The 21,219-nt window shown below is 68.7% G+C and carries 26 protein-coding genes; 10 read left to right on the forward strand and 16 right to left on the reverse strand.

Annotated features, from left to right (window positions below):
• The first annotated feature begins 28 nt into the window (after window positions 1-28).
• The 3 genes from ACH4SI_RS37555 to ACH4SI_RS37565 all read left to right on the forward strand — a co-directional run bounded on the left by ACH4SI_RS37555 (window position 29) and on the right by ACH4SI_RS37565 (window position 3,960).
• A complete protein-coding gene (locus tag ACH4SI_RS37555; RefSeq protein WP_398303977.1) occupies window positions 29-970 on the forward strand; it encodes a 5-dehydro-4-deoxyglucarate dehydratase in 942 nt (313 codons plus the stop codon).
• Window positions 971-1,256: 286 nt separating this feature from the next.
• Window positions 1,257-2,594, forward strand: coding sequence for a gluconate:H+ symporter (locus tag ACH4SI_RS37560; RefSeq protein ID WP_398303979.1), 1,338 nt, complete (start codon window positions 1,257-1,259; stop codon window positions 2,592-2,594).
• A 37-nt stretch (window positions 2,595-2,631) separates the two neighbouring features.
• Window positions 2,632-3,960 carry an enolase C-terminal domain-like protein gene (locus ACH4SI_RS37565; RefSeq protein WP_398303981.1) on the forward strand — a complete coding sequence of 443 codons (1,329 nt, stop codon included), beginning with the start codon at window positions 2,632-2,634 and terminating at the stop codon, window positions 3,958-3,960.
• Between the two features lie 116 nt (window positions 3,961-4,076).
• On the opposite strand, the gene ACH4SI_RS37570 is transcribed toward ACH4SI_RS37565, so the two are convergent.
• The 10 genes from ACH4SI_RS37570 to ACH4SI_RS37615 all read right to left on the reverse strand — a co-directional run bounded on the left by ACH4SI_RS37570 (window position 4,077) and on the right by ACH4SI_RS37615 (window position 9,512).
• A complete protein-coding gene (locus ACH4SI_RS37570; protein ID WP_398303983.1) occupies window positions 4,077-4,592 on the reverse strand; it encodes a proline dehydrogenase in 516 nt (171 codons plus the stop codon).
• 49 nt (window positions 4,593-4,641) lie between these two features.
• On the reverse strand, window positions 4,642-5,019 hold the full coding sequence (locus ACH4SI_RS37575; protein ID WP_398303985.1) for a DUF6193 family natural product biosynthesis protein: 378 nt from the start codon (window positions 5,017-5,019) through the stop codon (window positions 4,642-4,644).
• A 115-nt stretch (window positions 5,020-5,134) separates the two neighbouring features.
• Complete coding sequence (locus ACH4SI_RS37580) at window positions 5,135-5,557, reverse strand: hypothetical protein (protein ID WP_398303987.1); 423 nt, start codon at window positions 5,555-5,557, stop codon at window positions 5,135-5,137.
• Window positions 5,554-5,829, reverse strand: coding sequence for a hypothetical protein (locus ACH4SI_RS37585; protein WP_039941289.1), 276 nt, complete (start codon window positions 5,827-5,829; stop codon window positions 5,554-5,556). Before ACH4SI_RS37585 ends, ACH4SI_RS37580 begins: the two co-directional genes overlap by 4 nt.
• A gap of 55 nt (window positions 5,830-5,884) precedes the next feature.
• A complete protein-coding gene (locus tag ACH4SI_RS37590) occupies window positions 5,885-6,283 on the reverse strand; it encodes a hypothetical protein (protein ID WP_398303990.1) in 399 nt (132 codons plus the stop codon).
• 31 nt (window positions 6,284-6,314) lie between these two features.
• Window positions 6,315-7,523 (reverse strand): RNA-guided endonuclease InsQ/TnpB family protein, encoded by a 1,209-nt coding sequence (locus ACH4SI_RS37595; protein WP_398303992.1) that lies wholly within the window; start codon window positions 7,521-7,523, stop codon window positions 6,315-6,317.
• Entirely contained in the window at window positions 7,520-7,987 is a 468-nt protein-coding gene (tnpA, locus tag ACH4SI_RS37600; protein ID WP_398303994.1) for an IS200/IS605 family transposase, read from the reverse strand. The genes ACH4SI_RS37595 and tnpA overlap by 4 nt, the downstream gene beginning before the upstream one ends.
• A 268-nt stretch (window positions 7,988-8,255) precedes the next feature.
• Window positions 8,256-8,528 (reverse strand): DUF397 domain-containing protein, encoded by a 273-nt coding sequence (locus tag ACH4SI_RS37605; protein ID WP_398303996.1) that lies wholly within the window; start codon window positions 8,526-8,528, stop codon window positions 8,256-8,258.
• On the reverse strand, window positions 8,525-8,641 hold the full coding sequence (locus ACH4SI_RS37610) for a DUF397 domain-containing protein (RefSeq protein WP_398303998.1): 117 nt from the start codon (window positions 8,639-8,641) through the stop codon (window positions 8,525-8,527). Before ACH4SI_RS37610 ends, ACH4SI_RS37605 begins: the two co-directional genes overlap by 4 nt.
• The gene (locus ACH4SI_RS37615; protein ID WP_398304165.1) at window positions 8,598-9,512 is read right to left on the reverse strand and encodes a helix-turn-helix domain-containing protein; all 915 of its coding nucleotides are present in this window, start codon (window positions 9,510-9,512) and stop codon (window positions 8,598-8,600) included. The genes ACH4SI_RS37610 and ACH4SI_RS37615 overlap by 44 nt, the downstream gene beginning before the upstream one ends.
• A 167-nt stretch (window positions 9,513-9,679) precedes the next feature.
• Here ACH4SI_RS37615 and ACH4SI_RS37620 point away from each other — a divergent pair, with 167 nt between their 5' ends.
• Window positions 9,680-10,144: an ATP-binding protein gene (locus ACH4SI_RS37620; protein ID WP_398304000.1), complete on the forward strand. Its 465-nt coding sequence runs from the start codon at window positions 9,680-9,682 to the stop codon at window positions 10,142-10,144.
• 18 nt (window positions 10,145-10,162) lie between these two features.
• On the forward strand, window positions 10,163-10,459 hold the full coding sequence (locus ACH4SI_RS37625) for a GYD domain-containing protein (RefSeq protein ID WP_398304002.1): 297 nt from the start codon (window positions 10,163-10,165) through the stop codon (window positions 10,457-10,459).
• A 233-nt stretch (window positions 10,460-10,692) separates the two neighbouring features.
• On the opposite strand, the gene ACH4SI_RS37630 is transcribed toward ACH4SI_RS37625, so the two are convergent.
• A complete protein-coding gene (locus ACH4SI_RS37630) occupies window positions 10,693-11,064 on the reverse strand; it encodes a hypothetical protein (protein WP_398304004.1) in 372 nt (123 codons plus the stop codon).
• Between the two features lie 326 nt (window positions 11,065-11,390).
• On the opposite strand from ACH4SI_RS37630, the gene ACH4SI_RS37635 reads away from it, so the two are divergent.
• Genes ACH4SI_RS37635 through ACH4SI_RS37645 form a run of 3 tightly spaced genes read left to right on the forward strand, consistent with a single transcriptional unit; the run spans window position 11,391 to window position 12,269 of the window.
• Window positions 11,391-11,735 (forward strand): hypothetical protein, encoded by a 345-nt coding sequence (locus tag ACH4SI_RS37635; protein ID WP_398304006.1) that lies wholly within the window; start codon window positions 11,391-11,393, stop codon window positions 11,733-11,735.
• Window positions 11,736-11,763: 28 nt separating this feature from the next.
• The gene (locus ACH4SI_RS37640; RefSeq protein ID WP_398304008.1) at window positions 11,764-12,102 is read left to right on the forward strand and encodes a hypothetical protein; all 339 of its coding nucleotides are present in this window, start codon (window positions 11,764-11,766) and stop codon (window positions 12,100-12,102) included.
• 14 nt (window positions 12,103-12,116) lie between these two features.
• Window positions 12,117-12,269 (forward strand): isocitrate/isopropylmalate family dehydrogenase, encoded by a 153-nt coding sequence (locus tag ACH4SI_RS37645; protein ID WP_398304010.1) that lies wholly within the window; start codon window positions 12,117-12,119, stop codon window positions 12,267-12,269.
• A gap of 57 nt (window positions 12,270-12,326) precedes the next feature.
• On the opposite strand, the gene ACH4SI_RS37650 is transcribed toward ACH4SI_RS37645, so the two are convergent.
• The 4 genes from ACH4SI_RS37650 to ACH4SI_RS37665 form a co-directional block, all read right to left on the reverse strand.
• The gene (locus tag ACH4SI_RS37650; RefSeq protein WP_398304012.1) at window positions 12,327-12,989 is read right to left on the reverse strand and encodes a polysaccharide deacetylase family protein; all 663 of its coding nucleotides are present in this window, start codon (window positions 12,987-12,989) and stop codon (window positions 12,327-12,329) included.
• A 24-nt stretch (window positions 12,990-13,013) separates the two neighbouring features.
• Window positions 13,014-13,631, reverse strand: coding sequence for a glycoside hydrolase family 11 protein (locus ACH4SI_RS37655; RefSeq protein ID WP_398304167.1), 618 nt, complete (start codon window positions 13,629-13,631; stop codon window positions 13,014-13,016).
• An 853-nt stretch (window positions 13,632-14,484) separates the two neighbouring features.
• On the reverse strand, window positions 14,485-14,643 hold the full coding sequence (locus ACH4SI_RS37660; RefSeq protein ID WP_398304014.1) for a hypothetical protein: 159 nt from the start codon (window positions 14,641-14,643) through the stop codon (window positions 14,485-14,487).
• A 475-nt stretch (window positions 14,644-15,118) separates the two neighbouring features.
• Window positions 15,119-15,763, reverse strand: a complete 645-nt coding sequence (locus tag ACH4SI_RS37665) for a TIGR03086 family metal-binding protein (protein ID WP_398304016.1) — start codon at window positions 15,761-15,763, stop codon at window positions 15,119-15,121.
• A 578-nt stretch (window positions 15,764-16,341) separates the two neighbouring features.
• Between ACH4SI_RS37665 and ACH4SI_RS37670 the strand changes: the two genes are divergently transcribed.
• Together ACH4SI_RS37670 and ACH4SI_RS37675 are read left to right on the forward strand one after the other, a co-directional pair.
• Entirely contained in the window at window positions 16,342-18,897 is a 2,556-nt protein-coding gene (locus ACH4SI_RS37670; RefSeq protein WP_398304018.1) for an SdrD B-like domain-containing protein, read from the forward strand.
• A 214-nt stretch (window positions 18,898-19,111) separates the two neighbouring features.
• Window positions 19,112-19,792, forward strand: a complete 681-nt coding sequence (locus tag ACH4SI_RS37675) for a hypothetical protein (RefSeq protein WP_398304020.1) — start codon at window positions 19,112-19,114, stop codon at window positions 19,790-19,792.
• 7 nt (window positions 19,793-19,799) lie between these two features.
• Here ACH4SI_RS37675 and ACH4SI_RS37680 read toward each other — a convergent pair whose 3' ends face one another.
• The gene (locus ACH4SI_RS37680) at window positions 19,800-21,140 is read right to left on the reverse strand and encodes a nitrous oxide reductase family maturation protein NosD (RefSeq protein WP_398304022.1); all 1,341 of its coding nucleotides are present in this window, start codon (window positions 21,138-21,140) and stop codon (window positions 19,800-19,802) included.
• Between the last annotated feature and the right edge of the window lie 79 nt (window positions 21,141-21,219).

A 21,219-nucleotide genomic window follows, 5' to 3' on the forward strand; every position in this document is an offset into this window, starting at 1 on the left:
CCGAATGCACGTATGTGGAGACGAGTTCATGACCTTGAACACGGTGCAGGACGTCACGCAACGGCTGCGTGACGGCATGGCGCGCGGTGTGCTGTCCTTCCCCCTCACCAGCTTCCGGGACGACGGCAGCCTCGACGTGGACTCCTACCGCACCTATCTGGCCGATCAGCTGGCCACCGCCCCCGGCGCGGTGTTCCCGGCCTGTGGCACCGGTGAGTTCACCGCCCTGGACGAGGACGAGTACCGCGAGGTCATCACCGCCGCGGTGGAGGTGGCGGACGGCCGGACGCCGGTGGTCGCAGGCATCGGCTACGGCTGGGCGCAGGCGCTGCGCTTCGCCCGGATCGCGGAGGAGGCGGGCGCGGACGCCGCGCTCGTGCTCCCCCACTACCTGGTCAAGGCCCCGCAGGACGGTCTGGTGGAGCAGGTCCGCCGGATCGCCTCCGGGACCGGGCTGCCGCTCATCGTGTACCAGCGCGACCAGGTGGCGTTCTCCGTCGACAGCCTGCGCCGGATCGCGGAGATCCCGACCGTCATCGGTCTCAAGGACGGACACAGCGACCTGGACCGGCTCCAGCGCCTGACCCTGGCCGCCCCCGAGGAGTTGCTGTTCTTCAACGGGGCCGCCACCGCCGAGGTGCAGGCACGCGCCTACGCGGCCGTCGGCGTGCCGGCCTACTCCTCCGCCGTCCACGCCTTCGCCCCCGAGATCGCGAACGCCTTCTTCGCCGCGCTGCGAGACGGCGACGACGCGACCGTGGAACGGCTGCTGCGCGACTTCTACGTGCCGCTGGTCGAACTGCGCGACCGGGTGCCCGGCTATGCCGTGTCCCTGGTCAAGGCCGCCGCCCGGCTGCGCGGCAAGCCGGTCGGCCCGGTGCGCGCCCCGCTCACCGACCCCTCCTCCGGCGACCTCGCCGACCTGGAGAAGCTGCTGAAGGACGGTCTGAACCTGGTGTCCGCCACCTGACGGCCCACCAGCCCGGAGCGGTCCGGGCGGCTCGTGTGCGCCGCCCGTACCGCTCCCCACCCGCCCGCCCCTGAAGCACATCAGGGGCGCAAGACGCCGGCGCGCGCATCCGCCCGCCGGCCGCCGACACCGACGCTCCCCGTCGCCCCTCCCGGCATCCACCCCCGCCGGTGACGACCGGGCCGCTGCCACCCCCCCGCACACCTTCGTCCCGCCTTCTCGCGCGCACGGCGCCCCCACGGAGCGGGAACCACTTGCCAAGAGCAGTTCAAAGGGGAACTGATCCATGCCTCTTGTCGTTGTCGGAATCAGCGTTCTGATCCTGCTGTTCCTCATGACCAAGCTGAAGCTGAACGGCTTCATCGCCCTTCTGCTGGTGGCGGTCGGGGTCGCACTGGTCCAGGGGGTGTCCCTCGAAAAGGTCCCGGACGTCCTCGCGAGCGGGGTCGGGGACCAGATCGGCGACACGATGCTCGTCGTCGGGCTCGGCGCCATGGTGGGCCGCGTCATGGGGGACTCCGGCGCCGCCCAGCGGATCGCGGACAAACTCATCGGCGCGTTCGGCGCGGGCCGGGTCCAGGTGGCCATGGTGGTGACGGCCATGCTGCTCGGCGTGACCATGTTCTACGAGGTCGCCTTCGTCATCATCGTGCCCGTCGCCTTCACCATCGTCCGGGTCACCCGCAACAACCTGCTGTGGGTCGGGCTGCCGATGTCGATCGCCCTGTCGACCATGCACAGCTTCCTCCCGCCGCACCCCGGCCCCACCGCGGTGGCCGCCACGTTCCACGCCTCCGTCGGGCTGACCCTCTTCTACGGCCTGTTCTTCGCCATCCCGTTCGGGGCCCTCATCGCCCTGGTGTGGCCGCGCCTCCCGTTCGTGCGGAAGATGGACCCCTCCCTCCCCAAGGGGCTGGTCTCCGACCGCACCTTCACGGAGGACGAGATGCCGAGCATGGGCTGGTCGCTGTCGGTGGCCCTGTTCCCGGTGGTGCTGATCGCCGGCTCGGCGGTGTACGACATGGCCGTCTCCGAGTCCGACCCGGCCCGGCCGTTCGTCACCTTCATCGGGTCGGCGCCGGTCGCCCTGCTGCTGGCGCTGCTGCTGGCGATCTGGGCCTTCGGCCCGCGCATCGGCCGCCCGCTGTCCGAGGTCAGCGCGTCCTGCAACTCGGCCGCCCAGGCGATGGCCATGATCCTGCTGGTGATCGGCGCGGGCGGCGCCTTCAAGGGCGTCCTCGTCGAGGGCGGGATATCCGACTACATCAAGGACGTCACCCACGGCTGGTCCATCTCGCCGATCATCCTCGGCTGGCTCATCGCGGTCATCCTGCGGATCGCGCTCGGCTCGGCCACGGTCGCCGTGGTGACGGCCGCCGGTGTGGTGGAGCCGCTGGTGGCCGGAAGCGGAGTCCATCCTGAGCTCATGGTCCTCGCCGTCTCCTGCGGGTCCATCGCCTTCAGCCATGTGAACGACCCGGGGTTCTGGATGTTCAAGGAGTACTTCAACCTCTCCGTCCTCGACGCGATCAAGGCCCGCACCACCTACACCACCGCACTCGCGGTCCTCGGCCTCGGCGGGGTCCTCGCCGTCGAAGCCTGTCTCGACGCCCTCAGCATCTGACCACCGCCCACGCCCCACGGACGTAAGGACGCCCTCCATGAGCCAACCCACCGTCACGTCGTTCGCCGTCTACCCGGTCGCCGGCCGCGACAGCATGGAGCTGAACCTCTCCGGCGCGCACGGCCCCTACTTCACCCGCAACGTGGTCGTCCTCACCGACTCCGAGGGCCGCACGGGGCTGGGCGAAGTACCGGGCGGGGAGAAGATCACGCAGACGCTGCGCGACGCCGAGTCCCTCGTCGTCGGGGCGCGGGTGGGCGACTACAAGCGCGTCCTGCGCGAGATCGGGGACCGGTTCAAGGACCGCGACTCCGGCGGCCGGGGCCTGCAGACCTTCGATCTGCGCACCACCGTCCACGCCGTCACCGCGGTCGAATCCGCGCTGCTGGACCTGCTGGGCCAGCACCTCGACGTACCCGTCGCGGCGCTCCTGGGCGACGGACAGCAGCGCGACTCCGTCCGGGTCCTGGGCTACCTGTTCTACGTGGGCGACCCCGACCGCACCGACCTGGACTACGTCCGCGAACCCGACGCGTCCGAGGAGTGGTACCGGATCCGGCGCGAGGAGGCGCTGACCCCCGAGGCGATCGTCCGCCAGGCCGAGGCCACCTACGAGCTGTACGGCTTCCGCGACTTCAAGCTGAAGGGCGGAGTGCTGGAGGGCGCCGAGGAGGTCAAGGCGATCCGCGCGCTCAAGAAGCGCTTCCCGCAGGCCCGGATCACCCTCGACCCGAACGGCGCGTGGTCGCTGCGCGAGGCGGTCGAGCTGTGCGCCCCGCTGGTCGGCACGCTCGCCTACGCAGAGGACCCGTGCGGGGCCGAAGCGGGCTACTCGGGCCGCGAGATCCTGGCGGAGTTCCGGCGTGCCACCGGCCTCCCCACCGCGACCAACATGATCGCGACCGACTGGCGGCAGCTCACCCACGCGCTGGCCCTGCAATCCGTGTCCATTCCCCTCGCGGACCCGCACTTCTGGACCATGCAGGGCTCGGTCCGGGTGGCCCAGCTCTGCAACGCGATGGGGCTGACCTGGGGATGCCACTCGAACAACCACTTCGACATCTCCCTGGCCATGGTGACCCACTGCGGCGCCGCCGCCCCGGGCGAGTACAACGCCCTCGACACCCACTGGATCTGGCAGGAGGGCACGGAGCGGCTCACTGCCGCCCCGCCGCGCATCGTCGACGGCGAGATCGCCGTACCCACGGCCCCCGGGCTCGGCATCCAGCTCGACATGGACCGTCTCCTCGCCGCCCACGAGCTGTACCAGAAGAAGGCGCTGGGCGCGCGGGACGACGCGGCCGCGATGCGCCACCTCATCCCGGACTGGACGTTCGACCCCAAGCGCCCCTGCCTCGTGCGCTGAGCGGGGGCCCGACCGGCCGTCGGCCGCGGCGGATCGGCGGGGGCGGGCACAGCTGCGCGAGTGCGTCGATGGCGTACCGCTCCTGCTTCCCGCCCCGCCAACGCGTCCCCCGGCGGTCAGTCCCCGTTACCCAGAACACCCCCTGCCACCGCCCGGAACCCCTTCACCGCCTCCCACAACGCGTCCGACCTCTCCGCCGCGAGCGCCAAGTCCTCGGCTCTGCGCGAGCCGTCACCACAACGGGCATCGTCCACCATCCGCCGCATCACGCCGGAGAGCGCACCCGACGCCTCCGCCACCCCGCTCACGGCCTCGCCCACCCCCGCCGGCCCCTCCAGCAGCACGACCTCGGCAGCCCGGTGCACCTCGCGCGCCAGCGCGACGAACGCCTCCACCCGCCCCTCGACGACCGCCTGGTCAGGAGCCTCCGCATCGAGCGCGCGCAGCACGTCGTCCATCGCCACATCGCGATCGTGGAGGGCGACCAGGTACTGCGTATACGCCTCGCGCCGTACCTGCCGACGCCACTGGTCATGCTGGGAACGCGCCTGGGCACGCCCGCTGACCGAGGCCGCCCCCCAACGAAGCAACCGCCCCGAGGGCCGCCCCCACCAGCGCCGCGAGTCCTGCATCCATGCCCGCAATTCTGCCGCCGCCACCCCTCGTTGAGACGGTCCGCCCCTACCGCACCCCTCGTTCCTCCTCGAACATCGCGAGTTCCTGCGGGGTGCCGACAAAGGCCGGACCGCAGCCCGGAGGCAGCCGGTCGATCACCATGGCCAAGGCCTCGTCCACGCTCCTGGCCTCGCCGACGCTCTCACTTCTGGACGGACCGTCGACCCGGAATCGCCTGTCGTACGAAGGAGCCACGTACGGGATGTCCCAGGTGTAGCGCGGTTCCGTGCAGCGGCTGAAGTGCAGCTCCCACATCCCCGTCCACGGGTAGAGCCGCCGCAACAGCGGCTGCGCAGAGGAAGCCAGTACCAGCGCGCTGAAGGGGCCCGAGTCTCCTGCTGTCTGCAACAGCCTGCGCCAGGCGCTTTCCACGGGATCGATCATGCGGTCATTGTGTCCAGCGCCGGGCGCCGACGCCTTGTCCTCGCAGGGTGTCGCGGACGTACAGCTCTTTATCGAGCGGCTGGACGCCGGCCGAACCGTCTGCGGCCGACCTCGGTCATACCTTCTTGACGACGATCCTGTCCGGGACCAGCTTTTCCAGGTCGTCCACGTCCGAGGTGAAGACCGTTACCTGACCCTTCTGCCGACGCGCGACGACGGCGAGCACGGCGTCGATCGCATACTTGTGGCCGTGCAGCCCGGCAGCGGCCAAGAGCCGGCGCGCCTGACGGGCCTCTTCCTTTCCGACATCCGCGACGCTGAGGCGAGAGAGCACCCAGTCCCAGCGTTGGTCGGTGGCTCTCCCGTCGTGTGCCTCGATGAGCGTCATCGGGGACGTCACGACTTCAGCCTCACCTCGTGCCGCGAGAGAGAGCCACATGAGCATCCCCCGGTCGCCACGCACAGCAAGCGACAGAGCTTTGCAGTCGAGTACGAAGATCCGGAGCGGTGGAGTGTGCTTACCGCGTCGCTCCTTCACGCAGCTTCCCCTGCGGGACCCTTGGCAGCGGAGCGGCGTTCGTGTTCGGCGTCGAGTTCGTCCAGCTCCTTCAGCGCCGCAGCCTGCTCGCTCTCGGTGACTGGCCCGTGTTCTTCCTCTAGCCAGTCGACCAGCTCAAGGAGGCGGTCGCGGTCTCGTTTGAGGCGTACCGCTTCCGCGATGTACGCCGACATGCCGCGCTCGGATGCCTCCGAACGGATCTCCTCGAGGAGATCCTCCGGGATCGTGACCGTCACCTTCTTCGTCGCCATACAAATCACCATACTCAACGTGTCAACCGCCTTACTTTTATGTGTGGGGTCGTGCTTAACAGGCCGCACGGAGATCTTTGCTGGACGTGGTGGGCGCGGGAGCCTCGTGCGCGGTTCGGCAGTCGCGGCAGAGGCGGCCGGGCCCGGCTGGGCGGAAGGCGCGTTCGCAGCCGTCGCAGTTTCGCCAGGGGAGGGCCGGTGGTGCCTTGGGTGTGGCGACGGCTCGCGCGGATGCGGGGAGGGGCGGTTCGCTGAGGCGGAAGGCGAGGATGCGGGCGGGGCGGGTCCACAGGCGGTCGGGGAGTCGGCTGGTGAGGGCGACGGTGATCTGCGCGGGCCCCACCCCGGCAGCGAGCCACTCGCTGACGGCGGGGGCGAGTTCGGCGACCTCCCGGCGGGACAGGATCAGCCGGGGATCGGCGAGGCGCAGGGAGGCCAGGGTGACTCCACCCACGCGTGAACGCGCGGGCTTCCTGCGTCGGTGGTTAAGCCGCCGCGCAGAGGGCCAGCCCGGCCCTGTTGAGGACGTTCGTCGCGCCGACGTGGTCCGCGTTCGCCGCGAACCCGCACGCCGTGCACTGGAACCTTTCCTGGGTGACGCGGTTCTCCTTCGCGACGTGCCCGTACTCGGGGCACGTGCGGGAGGTGTTGCGCGCGTCCACCGGGATCGTAAGGCGACCGGCGCTCTCAGCCTTGTTCGCCAGGATTCCGAGGAACTGCGCCCAACCCGCGTCGAGGATGCTGCGGTTGAGTCCGGCCTTCGCGGCAGCGCCGTTCGACAGGAAGCTGCCGGACTGCTCGGGGTCGGCCTTGGGTGCGGGGCTCTTGGTCATGCCCGCTGTGTTCAGCCGCTCGTGCGCGATCACGTCGTGGTCGGTGATGAGCGCGCGGGCGGTCTTGTGGTGGAAGTCGGCGCGCTGCCGCCGGATCTTGGCGTGCAGCTTGGCGACCCTCCGTGCGGCGGCGCGATGCTTCTTGGTGCGCTGCCGGGCCCGCTTGGGGAACGTCGCGAGGTGCCGCTGCGCTTCGGCCAGTTCGCCGGCCATCGCCTTAAGGAAGCGCGGGTTGGTGATGTGTGCGCCGTCCGAGGTGGTCAGGAAGTGGGCGACGCCCATGTCGATACCGACGATCGCTCCGCTGGGCGGCAGCTCCTCGGCGGGCACCTCGTCGCAGGCGAGGATCACGTACCAGCGGTTGCCCTCACGCTTCACCGAGATCGTTTTCACGCGGCCCTGCACGGGCCGGTGCTGGTGCACGCGGACGTGCCCGACACCTTGCAGGCGGACGCGGGTTGGACGGTCGTGCGGGGTGGAGTCCCAGCGACAGCCGTCGCCGTCCTTGGGGAAGGTGACGGTGTCGAAGTGCCCGACGCCCTTGAACCTGGGGTATCCGGGCGTCTGCCGGGCTTTGACCCGGCGGAAAAACGCGGCGAACGCCTTGTCGAGGCGGCGCAGGGTGGCCTGCTGTGAGCTGAACGACCAGCGGCCCTGACGCTCGGGGTCGAACGCGCGAATGTCCTTGAGTTGGGCGGACTGGTCGCCGTAGCGGACGGTGGTCTTCGAGGCGTGCCGGTAGGCGTCCCGGCGTTCCTGTAACGCGCCGTTGTAGAGGGAGCGGTGGTCCCGCAGCATCTCGCTCAGCGCGGCCGTCTGACGGCCCGTGGGGCGCAGGAGGAACTTGTACGCGCGGATCACGTGCCGTCCCCCTTCTTCCCAGGGCGTTCCCACTGGCTGTCGATGTATTGGCGCACGGTGTCCGCCGAGACGGCGCCGACCGACGCCGCGAAGTACGACGACGACCGCAGCGTGGGCATCCGCGACTTCAGGTGCGGGAACTCCTCGCGCAGGACGCGGGAGGTGAAGCCCTTGAACTGGTTGGCCACGAACGAGGCCGAGGACTTCGGGTCGTGCTTGACGAACAGGTGGACGTGGTCAGGCATGACCTCGAGCGCCACGATCTCCCACCCCCGTTCGTCGGCCTTGTGTCGGATCAGTTCGTCCAGTCGTTCCGCGACCCGGCCGCCGAGGACCGGACGGCGGTACTTCGGGCTGGCGATCACGGTGAAGTCGGCGGTGAGGCGGGTGCGGATGTGGATCACGCCGGAGGTCGGTGCTCCGGCGTCAGCGCGCGCATGCGCGTTAGACTGCGGGTCAGCCATCGGGAAGGTGCTTCTTCCTGATCGGTCAGGCCCTCGATCGGGATTGCCGTCCCGGCGGGGGCCGTCGTTTTGCGGTTGTTGCCGCGAACGTAACGACCGTCATGCCGCCACCGCAAGCCGGCCACCCGTACGAGTGATCGCAGCCGGAAGGGTGGGTGGGCGGGAGTTCTTTACCCAAGTTCTTTGGGGGAGTTCGTGGCCCACCGGGCCCTCGCGTACGAGGGTCCGGTGGGCCCGGAAGACCGACGGCAGCCGGTACCCGGCAGACTCAGAACCGGTCGCTGGCCGTCTTCAACTCGCCTACGAACGCGGCCCAGGAGCCCGCCGGGAAGATCAGCACCGGGCCATCGGGCCGCTTGCTGTCACGGACGGGAACGACGGCCGTGACGCCGTCGCCCACTTCCAAGCAGTCGCCGCCTTCCTGGTTGCTGTAACTGCTCTTCCGCCACGCGGCGTTGTCCACGTCGAGGCGTGCCACCTCTACGCAGTCCCCACCTGCCTGGTTGCTGTAGCTGCTCTTGCGCCAGACGGCGCCGTTCACGTCAACTCACCGATGAACGCCGCCCAGGAGGCTGCCGGAAAGACCAGCGTCGGGCCGGGGTTCTTGCTGTCACGGACGGGGACGACGCCGGGCAAGCCGTCGGCCACCTCCACGCAGTCGCCACCCTCCTGGTTGCTGTAGCTGCTCTTGCGCCAGACGGCGCCGTTCAGATCGGGACGGGACACTCGCTCCACGGTGGTTGCCCTCCATCACGGATCGGATCATGTCAAGCGACATGAGCGGAGGCAGGGATGCTGCCCGCAGCCGATCGTAGGACAGCGCGAAGCGCTTGACGTCGTCCGGTTCCTCGATGAGTTGGCCATAGTGGGCGCCCTCGGTGTAGGCCACCTCAGAATCGTCAGGGGACGTGAGCACCGTCAGGGAGCCGCCCATCACATCGTGCTCGCCCTGCTCGAACGGCAGTACCTGCACGGTGATGTGGGGTTCCGCGGCTGCCTCCATCAAGCGGATCAACTGCTCCCGCATGACGGTCCGGCCGCCGACCGGACGTCTCAACACCGCCTCGTCCAGGATGACCCACAGCTCCGGGCGGTCGGGGGAAGTGAGCCGTTCCTGTCGTCTGAGCCGGGCGGTCACCCGGTCCTCCAACTGCTCCTCACCGGTGAGGGACAGGCCGACGCTCAGAACGGCCCGTGCGTAGTCTGCGGTCTGCAACAGACCCGGCACCACGTGCGACGCGTATTGCCTGATGGCGACGGCCCGCGCCGAACGCTCCATGAACGCCTGCGACCAGTCCGGGAACGCCTCCCGGTACACATACGGCCACAGGTCGACCAGCAACTCGTCCGCCCCGAGCACCGAGTCGAGAGCCCGTGCCAGCGATTTCGTCGGCTTCGCCCCGGAGGCCCGCTCGATCTGGGTGATCCGGGTGCTGACCACGTGCGTCTTCTTGCCCAGTTCGACCTGGGTCAGCCCGGCGGCCAGACGGAGTCTGCGGACACGCGACCCGAACAGCCCCGCGATCGACCCACGAGAATCAATTTCTTTGGCCAAAACATCACTTCCGTTCCTTACAGCCTGGAAGGTAAGGCTTCGTGGCCTTTCGAGCGTAGACCCGCCCAACGATCCTTGGATGCGGAACGTCACGACTTGCTCACCCTGCGAGTCAAGCGAAAGGCTGATGGACGGAAATGGACAACACCGCGCTGGAACCGAAGCGCCACGAACTCACCGCGCAGTTCCCCTCGACGCCTCGTGGCGCGCGGCTCGCCCGGCGGGGCGCCGTACGGCACGTGGCGGAGTGGGGCTACCCGCCCGAGTCGTACACGTCGTGCACGGTGGCCTCGCTGGTGGCGGAGCTGGCGTCCAACGCCGTACGCCACGGTCGTGTCCCCGGGCGGGACTTCCGCCTCCGCCTGACCCTCCAGGAGCCCACGATCCGCATCGAGGTTTCGGATGCCCGCGACGACCGCCTTCCGCTTAAGCCGTCGGCCACCACCCCCGATGATGAATCGGGGCGGGGCCTGCTCCTGATCGATCTGCTGGCCACGCGCTGGGGCACGACACCCCGCGTACCGGTCGGCAAGACCGTCTGGGCGGAGTGTGCGACCGCTTCTCCACGGTGTGCGCCTGCGCCCGGGTCTCCGCAGAATTGATGTGAGGAGGTGAAGGCCATGCCCACCTACATCACCCTGCTGAACTGGACGGATCAGGGCGTCCGTGCCTACAAGGACACCGCGAAGCGCTACGAGGCCTTCGGGGCGGCGCTGGACAAGCTCGGGGTGAAGCTCCTGGACTTCCACTGGACCGTCGGCCCGTACGACGTCGTCTACACGATTGACGCGCCCGACGACGAAACCGCCACTGCGGCATCCCTGCAGCTCAGCGGCTTGGGCAACGTCCGCTGCACGACCCTGCGCGCCTTCGACCGAGAGGAGATGAACGGCATCATCGCCAAGGCGGCGGCCTGAGGGCTCCGGCCTCGGCGCGCCGACGGCCCCCGCCGCGTGGAGCTGAGCGGCGGGGGCAGGGGTCGTCTACCCGTCACGCAGTACCCGTGGCCGGGTGACGGAGGCCGCTCCGCCCAGCGCGGTGAACCGCCTGCTGCCGGTCGCGGCATTGGCGGCCAGGGTGCCCATCATGCGGGGCACGACGGCAGGCCCCCGCCTCGGGCCCGAGGCGGGAACCTGCCTGCCGCTGCTGCCTACTTGCAGTAAATCGCGGGATTCGACTTACGAATGGAGGACTTCCCCGTGCCGCCCCGCTTGGCGCTGGCGAAACTCGAGTACTTGCCGCAGGTGCCGACCTTGGCGGTGACGCTCACCGACCCGCCCTGGGTGGTTTTGCACTTCTGGGCCACCTCGATGTCGGGGTAGTAGGGGTGGGCCACCAGGAGGGATACGCACAGTTTCGTGCCCGCGGGCTGCGGGCCGAGCATGGTCGCGCTTGCGGTGACCTTTCCGGACTTGTAGGTGGGCGCCTTCGCGGTGAGCCAGTCGGCAGCGGATGCCGATTGAGTTCCCCCGAATACTGCGAGTGACGCGACAGTTGCCACACCGATGGTCTTGAACCTCAAAATTGCTCCCCGTTTGAGCGTGATCAGAGTGATCGTGCTTGGCGGGAAAGCTAGCAGAGGTCATTGGTGAAGTCAGGGTGTCGGCAAAGCAATTCCGCTTGGTCCTCGATGCCAATGCAAAGGCGGGATTTTGCCCGATATGGTGGGAGTCCGGTGCCTCCTGGGATTCGGCGGTGCACGCCCCTTGCGTCCGGCGAACAGGCGCATGTACAAAGATCGCGACCACAACACAGGCTCAGCCTGAATGAATAACGGGGGAATCTGAGGGAGGGCTATGACCGCATCAAGGGCCCTCCCCTGCCTTCCCTGTGGGTAAGGGGAATGGAATGAGGAGCACGATCGGCTCCGTAGTCGCCGTCGCGACGTCTGTGCTCGCCGCGGGCGCCCTGATGGCGCCTGCCGCCGCTGCCGCGGACGACGACGTGAGCGTCAAGTACGTCTGCACCTCGAAGAACACGGTCACCACCGGGTATGCCAAGTGCGCCGACCTGGCGAAACTCGACCGGTATCGCGTAAAGGTCACCTGCATCGACAGCCGGGGTGTGAAGGCCGTTTTCTACGGACCGTGGAGGTCGGGAAAGAGCGGTGAGTGGTCCCAGCGCAAGTGCCCTGGCACTCAGGGCGGCGCGGTGGGCGTCTACAAGGCCGGATACCAGGTCGAACTGTTCTGACCCACGACCACCAACAGGGGACACTGGCATGAATCGAAAGAAGTCTTTCCTCGCCATCGCCGGACTGGCCATGAGCGCAAGCCTCATCGCACCGAACGCCATGGCGAATGACGGCGGCGGCGTATCAACCCGGTCCGCCGACTGCAATGCGTGGGCGAGGGGCGGAACCACCGGCTACTCGTACTGCTCGGGCCTGGGCCGTCTCGGCGCGCACCGGGTGAAAATCATCTGCGTGGACTCCCGGGGCGTGGAGGTCACCTTCTACGGCCCCTGGGTCTCGAACGGCAAGACCTCGAAGCGGAAGTGCCCCGGCACTCAGGGCGGCGCGGTCGGAATTCTCCGCGTCGGTTCTGACATCAGGGACTGACCGCCCCGGTCCTCATGCTGAAGCACTTCGGCCTGCCCGACGCCGCGGCCCGCCTGCACAAGGCGATCGAGGCCACGACGGCCGCCGGGATCCTTACCCGCGACCTCGGCGGCACCGCGACGACGGAGGACGTGACCAAGGCGCTGATCGCCGCGCTGAACGGCTGACCTGCTGGTACGCACGTGTGACGCGGCGGCCGTGGCGCCGCGTCACACGCTCCTGCTCTACGGGGCCACCGCGCGGCCGGTCTGCGGCGAGATCGCCCCGGCGCACAGGCCGCGACCGGCCAGCCCCTGCGCGATACGGGGGATCGCGGCGCGCGTGTTGGCGGGCCAGTCGTGCATGAGGATGATCTGGCCGTTGGTCAGCCGGCCCGCGGCCTGAACGATCGCGTCCGTACTGGCGTTGTTCCAGTCCTGCGAGTCGACGTCCCAGATGATCTGGGTCAGGCCGTACTTGGCCGCGACCGACTTCACCGTCGCGTTGGTCTCGCCGTACGGCGGCCGGAACAGCTTCGGCGTGCCGCCGCCCGCGGCCGCGATGGCCGCTTGCGTCCGGGAGATCTCCGAGTCGATCTGCGCCTGGCCGAGCTGGGTCAGGTGCGGATGGGTGTAGCTGTGGTTGGCCACCCACATACCGGCGTTGACCTGGGCCCGCACCTGCGACACGTTGGCGGCGGCGTTCTGCCCTGTATTGAACATCGTGGCCCGCAGCCCGCTTTGCTTGAGCGCGGTGAGCAGGGCGGGTGTGTTACCGGACGGGCCGTCGTCGAAGGTGAGCCCGACGTACCCGGCGCAGGCCGCCGCGGCCTGCGCCGGGGCGCCTTGGACAGCGAGTGTGCTCGCGGCGGCCATCGCGACGACGGCCAGCGAGGATCTGGTTCTCACGAAATCCGTCCTCGTCAGCTCGGGCTACCGCACTGTGATGTTGGAGTTCCCACTGCTCTGGTAGCCCTCGGTCGCGAGGATCATGTAGTACTTGAAGCTGCCCAGCGGCATTCCGGCGCGGGCCCAGGCGTCGAAGTGGTTGCCGGTGGTGATCGTCCCGCCCGTTCGCTTCGACTGCCGGACGCTCCAGTACTGGTCGAAGGTGCGCGTGCCTTCGACGGACGGGGCGTTGTACCGCGTCGTCTTGTAGATGTCGTACGTACCGCCATCGCTGGTGACGGTGCCCTTGTACGTCCCCGTGGGTCGGTACGTGCCCCAGTTGTCGACGACGTAGTACTCGACGAGCGGGTTCGACGTCCAGCCGTAGAGGGCGAGGTAGGCGTTGCCGGATGGGTTGAACGTGCCCGAGTAGGTCACGCTCCTGCGTCCGCCGTTGCTCCATCCCTTGCCCGCGACGAAGTTCCCGGTGTTGCGCCACGAGGTGCTGTAGCTTCCGCCGGAGGCCAGGTTCATGGAGACGGTGCCCTGGGCGTCGGTCCAGAACGAGTAGTAGTAGCCGTTGTTGGTGCCGGTCTGGTTCGTGGTGATGACCGTGTCGGCGTGCGCGGTGCCGGGCATCGCCAACGTCGACACGGCGCCCATCACCGTCGTACAGGCAGCGCCGATGAGCAGTTGGCGTCGCCCGAGCTCGCCTGAGCGACGGCGCCTGCGGCTTGTCTGGTGTGCGTGAGCGGGTGCGTCCTTCATGTGCGTGATTCCTCCTCGCCTCATGAGGCCGGTGGGGAAGACCAGGCAGCGCGACACGACAGCGGTGAGCCCCGGCCTTGCCCCGCAGTTTTGAGCTGTCCACATCAACAGTCAACAGCTTTCCGGAAAGAATCACGAAAAGTTCCGAAGGTTTACCGGTCGCCTCGGGCGAGGTCGTCCGGTGGTGGCCGCGTTGTCGGTGGCGTCTGGTACAAGCCACGCGCAGACCGAAGGTCCTGCTCGCGAAGTCCTGACCAGGGTTCACCTTCTCGGACTTTCCAAGGTCGCGAAGGGAGGCGAGGCGTCATTCATAGGGCGAATAGGATTATGATCAAGGCATTCATCCGCAATGATGCAAAAATCAACCATTGGCCAAGCCTGGAGGGCCGATGTGCGTGCGGCGCGAACCCGAATGGGTTGTGTTTTATGTCGCAGTTTTCCGGCCCAGGCGGGTGTGAGCTACGTCACTCTCGGTCGTCTGGCCAGGCAATATCGCATTGAGTGCAGGTGTCCAGCACCCCTGCGGTTGTTCGAAGCTGTGGCCATCCGTGCTGCCGGCGGGGCAAGATGGTGGGCGGCCCTTCCCGTCGCGTGACCTACCTCACACCTCATCGTTATGGATGGGAAGGCGAGAGACGGCGGCAATGCAGAAGGCCCCGCCCCCTAGGTGCTGGCCAGCTCCGGGACGGGACCTTTGCTCCACCGCAAGACGTGACCCCGGCCGGGATCCCTGGCCGGGGTCACGGCGCTACAGGTGCCGCGACAGGAAGTTGTACACGTCGATCACGGCCTTCACGGTCGCCCCGACGGGCACAGCCACCTTCGCCGCCAAGCGGGCGATCTTCTTCGCCCGCTTCCACAGCTTCTTGCGGAGGCCCTGCTGGCCGTCTTCCTTTTGGGTGGCCATGGGGGCCTCCCTCCCTTCCGGCCCAACGTTCGTGAGCCCCGCGGGGGCTCGCGCATCGTGGTCCAGCATCCGGACAGGAGATTGGTGCACAGAAGAGTACTCGCTGCTCGCGGGGTGCCCCTAACGCCAGCCCGCCCCCTTTGTGCGGAAGTGACGCTTCCTCATGGCACCTCGTGCAGCCAGGGGTTGGCGGTATAGACCAGATGAAGCTCATGACCAGCGTCAACGTCAACCGGAGTGCTTGTCGGTGCCATGCACGCCGTGTCATACCAGTGGGTAATACAGCGCTCATCACACTGCGTGAGAAACGGACATAAAGGTGCTCGGTGGGCCGTGGGGGCAAGGGAGACGCTTGCCGTCCGCGCCGCTCGCCAGCGCTCCCGCCACGCCTGCTCGCTCAGCCCGACCAGGGTGCCGACCGGGGCGTACGTCGACCGTGGCCGCGAGGCCCGGTCGTCCGAGGAGCCCTGTTCGGCTACGGTCGCGGCCGTTGCCGGACTGTGCCGCTGTACGCGTCCGGGTTCCTGCCCATCCGGCGCAGCAGCCGATCCTGGCGACCCGCGTCGTGAGGGAGGGGGTCCACGGGCGGCGCGAAGAACCGGTGGGTCGTCCGGGGCGCGATGGGCGTCTCGGGCAGTCCGGCGTAGATCTGCTCCAGATCGCGGTCGATCCACTCCACCAGATCCGGGTGCAGCCGGTCGTCCACGCCCAGGGCGCGTGCGAGATCCCAGGTGTGGATCACGCTGTCGGTGGTCCTCACGGCGAGGGCCTGCCGCCCGGTGATCCGGCCCAGGGGATAGTCAACAACCCTCTCCAAGGCACCCGGCCGGGCAAAGGCCGTGGCGCACGCCTGCACGGATTGCACATACCCGCCAACCGGATCGATCCCCAGAGCGTCGGCGTCCCGCCGGCGCAGGAAGTCCTCGCGGGTTTCGCCGTTCAGCAGCCCCGTGTAGTTGAGGTTGCCCCGGGCCATGTGATTGACCAGGGCACGTACGTCCCACTCCGTGCAGGGCGTCTCCCAGCCCCACTGCTCGGCCCCCACGGCCCGCAACCGCCGCTCGAACTCGGCGCCGGCCAGCAGGAACCGCTCGATGGGCGCGTCGGCTGATTCGTTCACGCCCACCAGGCTGGCCCCCTGCCCCCGCCCTGTCTGGCGGCTATCGGACGTAGCGCTCCTCGCGTGTCCGGGGGTTCACGAAACAGTCGTCCTGTCCCGCACTACTGTTCGGATTTCTTTTTCACGTATCAGATAGGAAGGCACCGTCAATCATTCGGGGCGCGTCATCCGGGCGTAAACGTCGCTGTCGCACATTCGTTCCCGTCATCATTCTCTGGGCACTCGGGCACTATCGCGGATCCGAGTATCCAGTGCATAGAATATCGCGCGCTGCTCGCGATGGCGGTCGGCCAGGTCGGCGGTGGGGGCGAGGGTGCCGTGATTGAGCTGCAAAGACATGCGGCCCGGGGCGGTCCTGCCCGAAGCCCTGAACACGCGTTCGTATTTCCTGGCCTGCGGCGCTTACGACGCGCCCGCAATACCCTTGAGCGATCATCACAGAGCGGTCCACGCAACGGCAGTGGGCCCTTTTTCTTTTCCGTCCTCATGACAAGAGAAGTGTGGAGTGTGATGCCATGAACCGAGTCGGCAGAGACTCGGGCCGGTCGGCCTGGAGACTTGTGGATCCGCTGGGGCGCATGGGGTTATCTGTTCTTTTGCTGGCAGGCGGCACCGTGGGAGCGACGGCTGGATCGGCCGCCGCTTCGACCGACGACGGCACGCTGACGGTTGAGGTGCTGCGCGACTTCTTCGGCACCGGCGTGATCAACGCGACGATGGACGTGCCGCAGCGGGGCATGAGGGTGAAGGTCTCCGACCCCGCTGGGCACGTCGTCACCAGCGTCACGGATGCCACCGGAAAGGTCGTGGTGGCGCAGTCGGCGGTGCTGAGCGGCGGGCAATACCGCGTGGACGTCAGCGTCCCGGCACCGTACAGCGACTATCTGCGGGCGGCGCCCGCGTCGACGGCGGAGAACCACTTCAACAGCTTCACCTCGTTCGTGGATGTGTCGGACGGAAAGAACGCCTCGGTGGTGACGGGAGTGTGGGATCCGGCCGACTACGCGCTGCCGGACTCGCGGTATTTCGTACCGGTCCACAACGGCGCCAACGGGACCGACAACCGGGCGTTGGTGGCGTTCGGGACGAAGACCCGGGGCACGTGTCCCACCGATGTGGCGTGCCCGGCCACGCTGGCCACGCAGGACCAGGTGGGCACGACGTTCGGGTTGGCGTACGACACGAACCGGACCCGGCTGTTCCAGAGCGCGTTCGCCCGCCGGTACGCCCCGTACGGTCCGCAGGGCGGGGGCGCGATCTACACGGTGCCGGTGGGCGGCTCGGGTGCGCCGGAGCTGTTCGCGCGGGTGCCGGACGCCGCGGTGACGCAGCACGACACCGCCAACATGATCAAGGATCCCGGGTTCACCGACGTACCGGGCAAGGAGAGCATCGGTGGCCTGGCCCTGTCGGAGGACGGCTCCACGCTGTACGCGGTGAACCTGCGGACCCGCAGCCTGGTGAGCTTCGACGCGACGGGCGCCACCGCCGCGGCGCCCGAGGAGACGGTGCCGATCCCGGACCCGGGGTGCGCGAGCCCCGACGACTGGCGGCCGTTCGGTCTCCAGGTCCACAACAACACGCTGTACGTGGGCGGCGTGTGCAGCGCCGAGAGCACGCAGCAGCGCGCGGACCTGAAAGCCTTCGTCTCCACCTACGACGGCAAGCGGTTCACCACCGTGCTGAGCCACCCGCTCACGGACAAACGCGGCAGCGTCTTCGGTGCCGGCGACAAGGCCACCCACTGGAACCCGTGGAACACCGGCCTGGACACGTGGGACGACCGGAAGACGGCCCCCAACAGCAACAACTTCATCGATCCACAGCCGGAGCTGGCCTCCCTCGCCTTCGCCCGCGACGGCTCGATGATCCTGGGATTCCGCGACCGGTTCATGGACGTGCTCAGCTGGGGAGGGCTGGACCCCCGCCCGGGGAACGACACGGCGGAAACCGCCATGTCCGGTGGTGACATCACCATGGTCTGCGCCACTCCCACCGGTGAATACCAGTGGGAAGGCACTGGGAGCTGCCCCAACCACGCCACCCCCGCCAACAGTGGCGGCCAGCCCGCCGACGTCGTCGAATACTTCCCGGGCGACACTTTCGCCAACGCGCACCAGGAGACCGCGCTGGGGTCGGTGGCCTATATCCCGCAGCAGCAGTGGGTCGCCAGCACCGAGTTCGACCCGGTCGCCGACGTCGCGACCTCAGGAACCGGGTACCACGACATCACGACCGGTCAGGGCCCGGGCAACAACCCGACCGCCAACGGGTTCCAGTTCGTCAGCCGGCAACAAGGCGGGTTCGGCAAGGCCGGCGGGCTCGGTGACATCGCGTACGCGGCGGCCAACGCGCCGATCCAGATCGGCAACGTCGTGTGGTTCGACGGCGACCACAACGGGATCCAGGACCCGGGGCACGTGCTGCTGCCGGGAGCGACGATCAACCTCCTGGACGAGGACGGCAAACAGGTCGCCACGACCACGACCAATGCCGCCGGCGAGTACTACTTCGGTGGTGTCGGAGCCGAGTACGAGCTCACCCCGGGTGCGAAATACACGGTGCAGTTCGACGTGTGCACCGCGGACACCAGCAAGGTGCCCGACCAGCCCCCGGCGAGCGACCTGCGGTTCACGCTCCCGCGAGCCGGTGCCAACCGTGCGCATGACTCCAATGTGACCCCGCCGACCACCGGGGAGTTGTGCGACGGCTCCGCGCCTGTCACGGCGCCGGACAAGCCGGGCGGGGTCGACCACACGATCGACGCCGGGGTCTACCTCCCGAAGGCAACCCCGACCCCGACGCCCACCCCGACCGACACCGCGAAACCGACCCCGACCCCGACCTCACCACCGACGCACACGTCGTCACCGACCCCGGCCCCCGCCTCGCCACCGGCCGGTACGCCGCCGTCACCCGCGCCGCCCGGCAACCCGGGTCCGGCCGGCAACCCGGGTCCGGGCGCCAACCCGGGTCCGGCCGCCAACGTGGCTCCGGCCGGTAGGAGCACGGGTTCGCTGGCGCACACCGGTCTGTCCAGGCTGCCGGAGGCGGTCGCCCTCGTCGGACTGCTGGTCGGCACGGGCCTGGTCCTCGCGTTCGTGACCCGGAGGCGTCGCGCCCAGAAACACTGAACGAACCGGACAACAGTGATCTGCCTGCCCGCGACCTGGAGGGCGCGGGCAGGCAGATCACGTCTCTCGAGAGGGTGAATCAGAAGAAGTGTCAGCGTCGAGCCGCGTGCGGAGTGTGAGAAGCAAGCAAGCTCTACCAGGCCGTGCGGCTGACCGGCGCCGATGGCTGCGCCCGCGCTGGGCGGCAGCCGCCATCGGCGTAGCGGCCATCGCGGTGACCGCGTTCCTGGCCATCGACGGCGGCTCCGACCCCAGCGGTCCGCGCCCGCTGACGCCGGATGAGGTGAACCGGCTGGCGATGACGCGGTTCCGCAACTACGAGGCGCACGGCCGCGCGGTGACGATCACTGTGCCGGGCACCGCCGGCGGGCTGGTCGTCACCGGGTCCGTCGACTACCGGGGCAAGATCGGTTACGGCGTGGTGCACGGCACCGGGCGCGACACCTCCAGCGACGGGCTGATCGAGTGGACGGCCCGCTCGGTGTTCGTCCACCCGATGGCGAACGCCCCGGCGCACGCACCCGCGTCGCCGCCCCGCTCGGGCTGGTACGGCCGTCCGCTGCGGTCGTCCGGCAGCTCGCTGGACAGTTCGCTGGCCATCGCGCTCGGTCTCGGCAGCGACCGGCCGGACAACGCCCAACTCATGCCGCAGAACGGCGCCGCCTGGTGGGGACGGGACCAGGTGGACGGGCATCGGGTGGACGTCATGACCGGGCCGTCCTCCCGTGACCGCTCCGGTACGGCAGGCAACGTGCGCTACTGGGTCGGCTCGGACGGCACCATGCACCGGGTCCGCGTCAGCGTGCGTTCCGAGTCGCAGCCGGTGGTCATCGATTTCGACACCCAGAAGTACCTTCCGGTCAAGCCGGTACCCGGAGTCACCCCGACGCGGTAGCCGCTGTTCAGGGCGTCCGCACCCGCGCGTTCGCCGCGAGCAGGGACGCCGACGGCAGCGGGATGCCTGTCGTGTCCGGCGGGGCCGGAACGGCCGGGACAGCGGTGGCGCCCGTAGTGGTGGCGTGGGGGAACTGCGGCTGTCGACCCGGCGCCGCGACCTCGGTGAACGGGATGCCACGGGGCGCCGTCGGCATCGCCCATGTGCCCGCCGGCGAGGGCGACTTGACCGGAAGCGGACAGGACGCGGTTTTCGCGAGCCGGGCGGGCACCGTGGTGCGCAGATCGTTGCCGCGCAGGCAGTTGCCCCGTCCCCGCGTGGCGGTGGGGAACGTCCAGCCGACGTCGACACCGTTGCCGGCGAACGTGTTGTCCACGATCTGATTGCCGACCGAAGGCAGGTCGGCGGTCGCGGTGATCACCAGCCCCGCGTTGGCGTTGTCGGCGACGCGGTTGCGGATGAACCGGTTGTCGCTGCCGCCGTCGATGCCGATGCCGGTGCCCCACCCGCCGTCGGCCTGCTCCGGGGTGGCCCGCTGCTGGTTGGCGGCGATCAGGTTGCCCGCGATGACGGCGTCTCGCTGCGGAAGCAGCTTCTCCTGGTGGTCGGAGTTGGTGGTGAGGCCGACCCGGTTGCCGACGAGACGGTTGCGGACCACGTACATGGCGCCGCTCGCGTTGGTGCCTTCGTAACCGACCGCGTTGAGTTCGGCGACGTTGTCCCGCACCACGATGTGACACGGCTTGCACTGCCCGACGTAGATCCCCGAGTCGGCGCCGCCCGAGGTGTACGAATGCTCGATGACACCGTTCTGCGCGGAGAACGCGTAGATGCCGTACAGACCGTTGCGGGTCGCGGTCACATACGAGACCAGGAACGACTTCAGGAAGGTGACGGGCTCGTCGCCGGTGTTGTAGCCGCCGCTTTGCCCCGGCAGCCCGGCGGCGGCCGCCGCCGAACCGGTGACCAGTACCCCGTTCTGCGTGTTGTTCTCCACGGTCAGGTTCTCCACGGCCACCCCGGGCGCCGCGACGACGACACCGTTCGGCTGCCGCAACCGCCCGTCGATGACGACCTTGTGCCGGGACGCGCCGCGAAGAGTGATGCGAGCCGTATTGATCTTCACCGACTCGTGGTACACGCCCGGAGCGACCAGCACCAGGTCACCGGGCCGCGCCAAGGACACCGCATCCGAGATGGTCGGGGCATCGGAAGGCACGCGGATCGTCACATGCGCACCGGCCGGTCGCCGGCCTTTGCCCGATCCGCCATCGCCGCCGCCGCAGCCGACCACAAGTGTCAGCGTGCCCAGTACCGCCGCCACCACGCGAAGAGCTAATCGAGGCATGATCCCAGTCTGGCAGAACGCCCAATTCCACGCCAGAATCAGTGAGATTGACCGGCACGCACGATTCGAGTGTGGGACC

This window comes from Streptomyces sp. NPDC021212 (assembly GCF_044332925.1).
GTDB lineage: Bacteria > Actinomycetota > Actinomycetes > Streptomycetales > Streptomycetaceae > Streptomyces.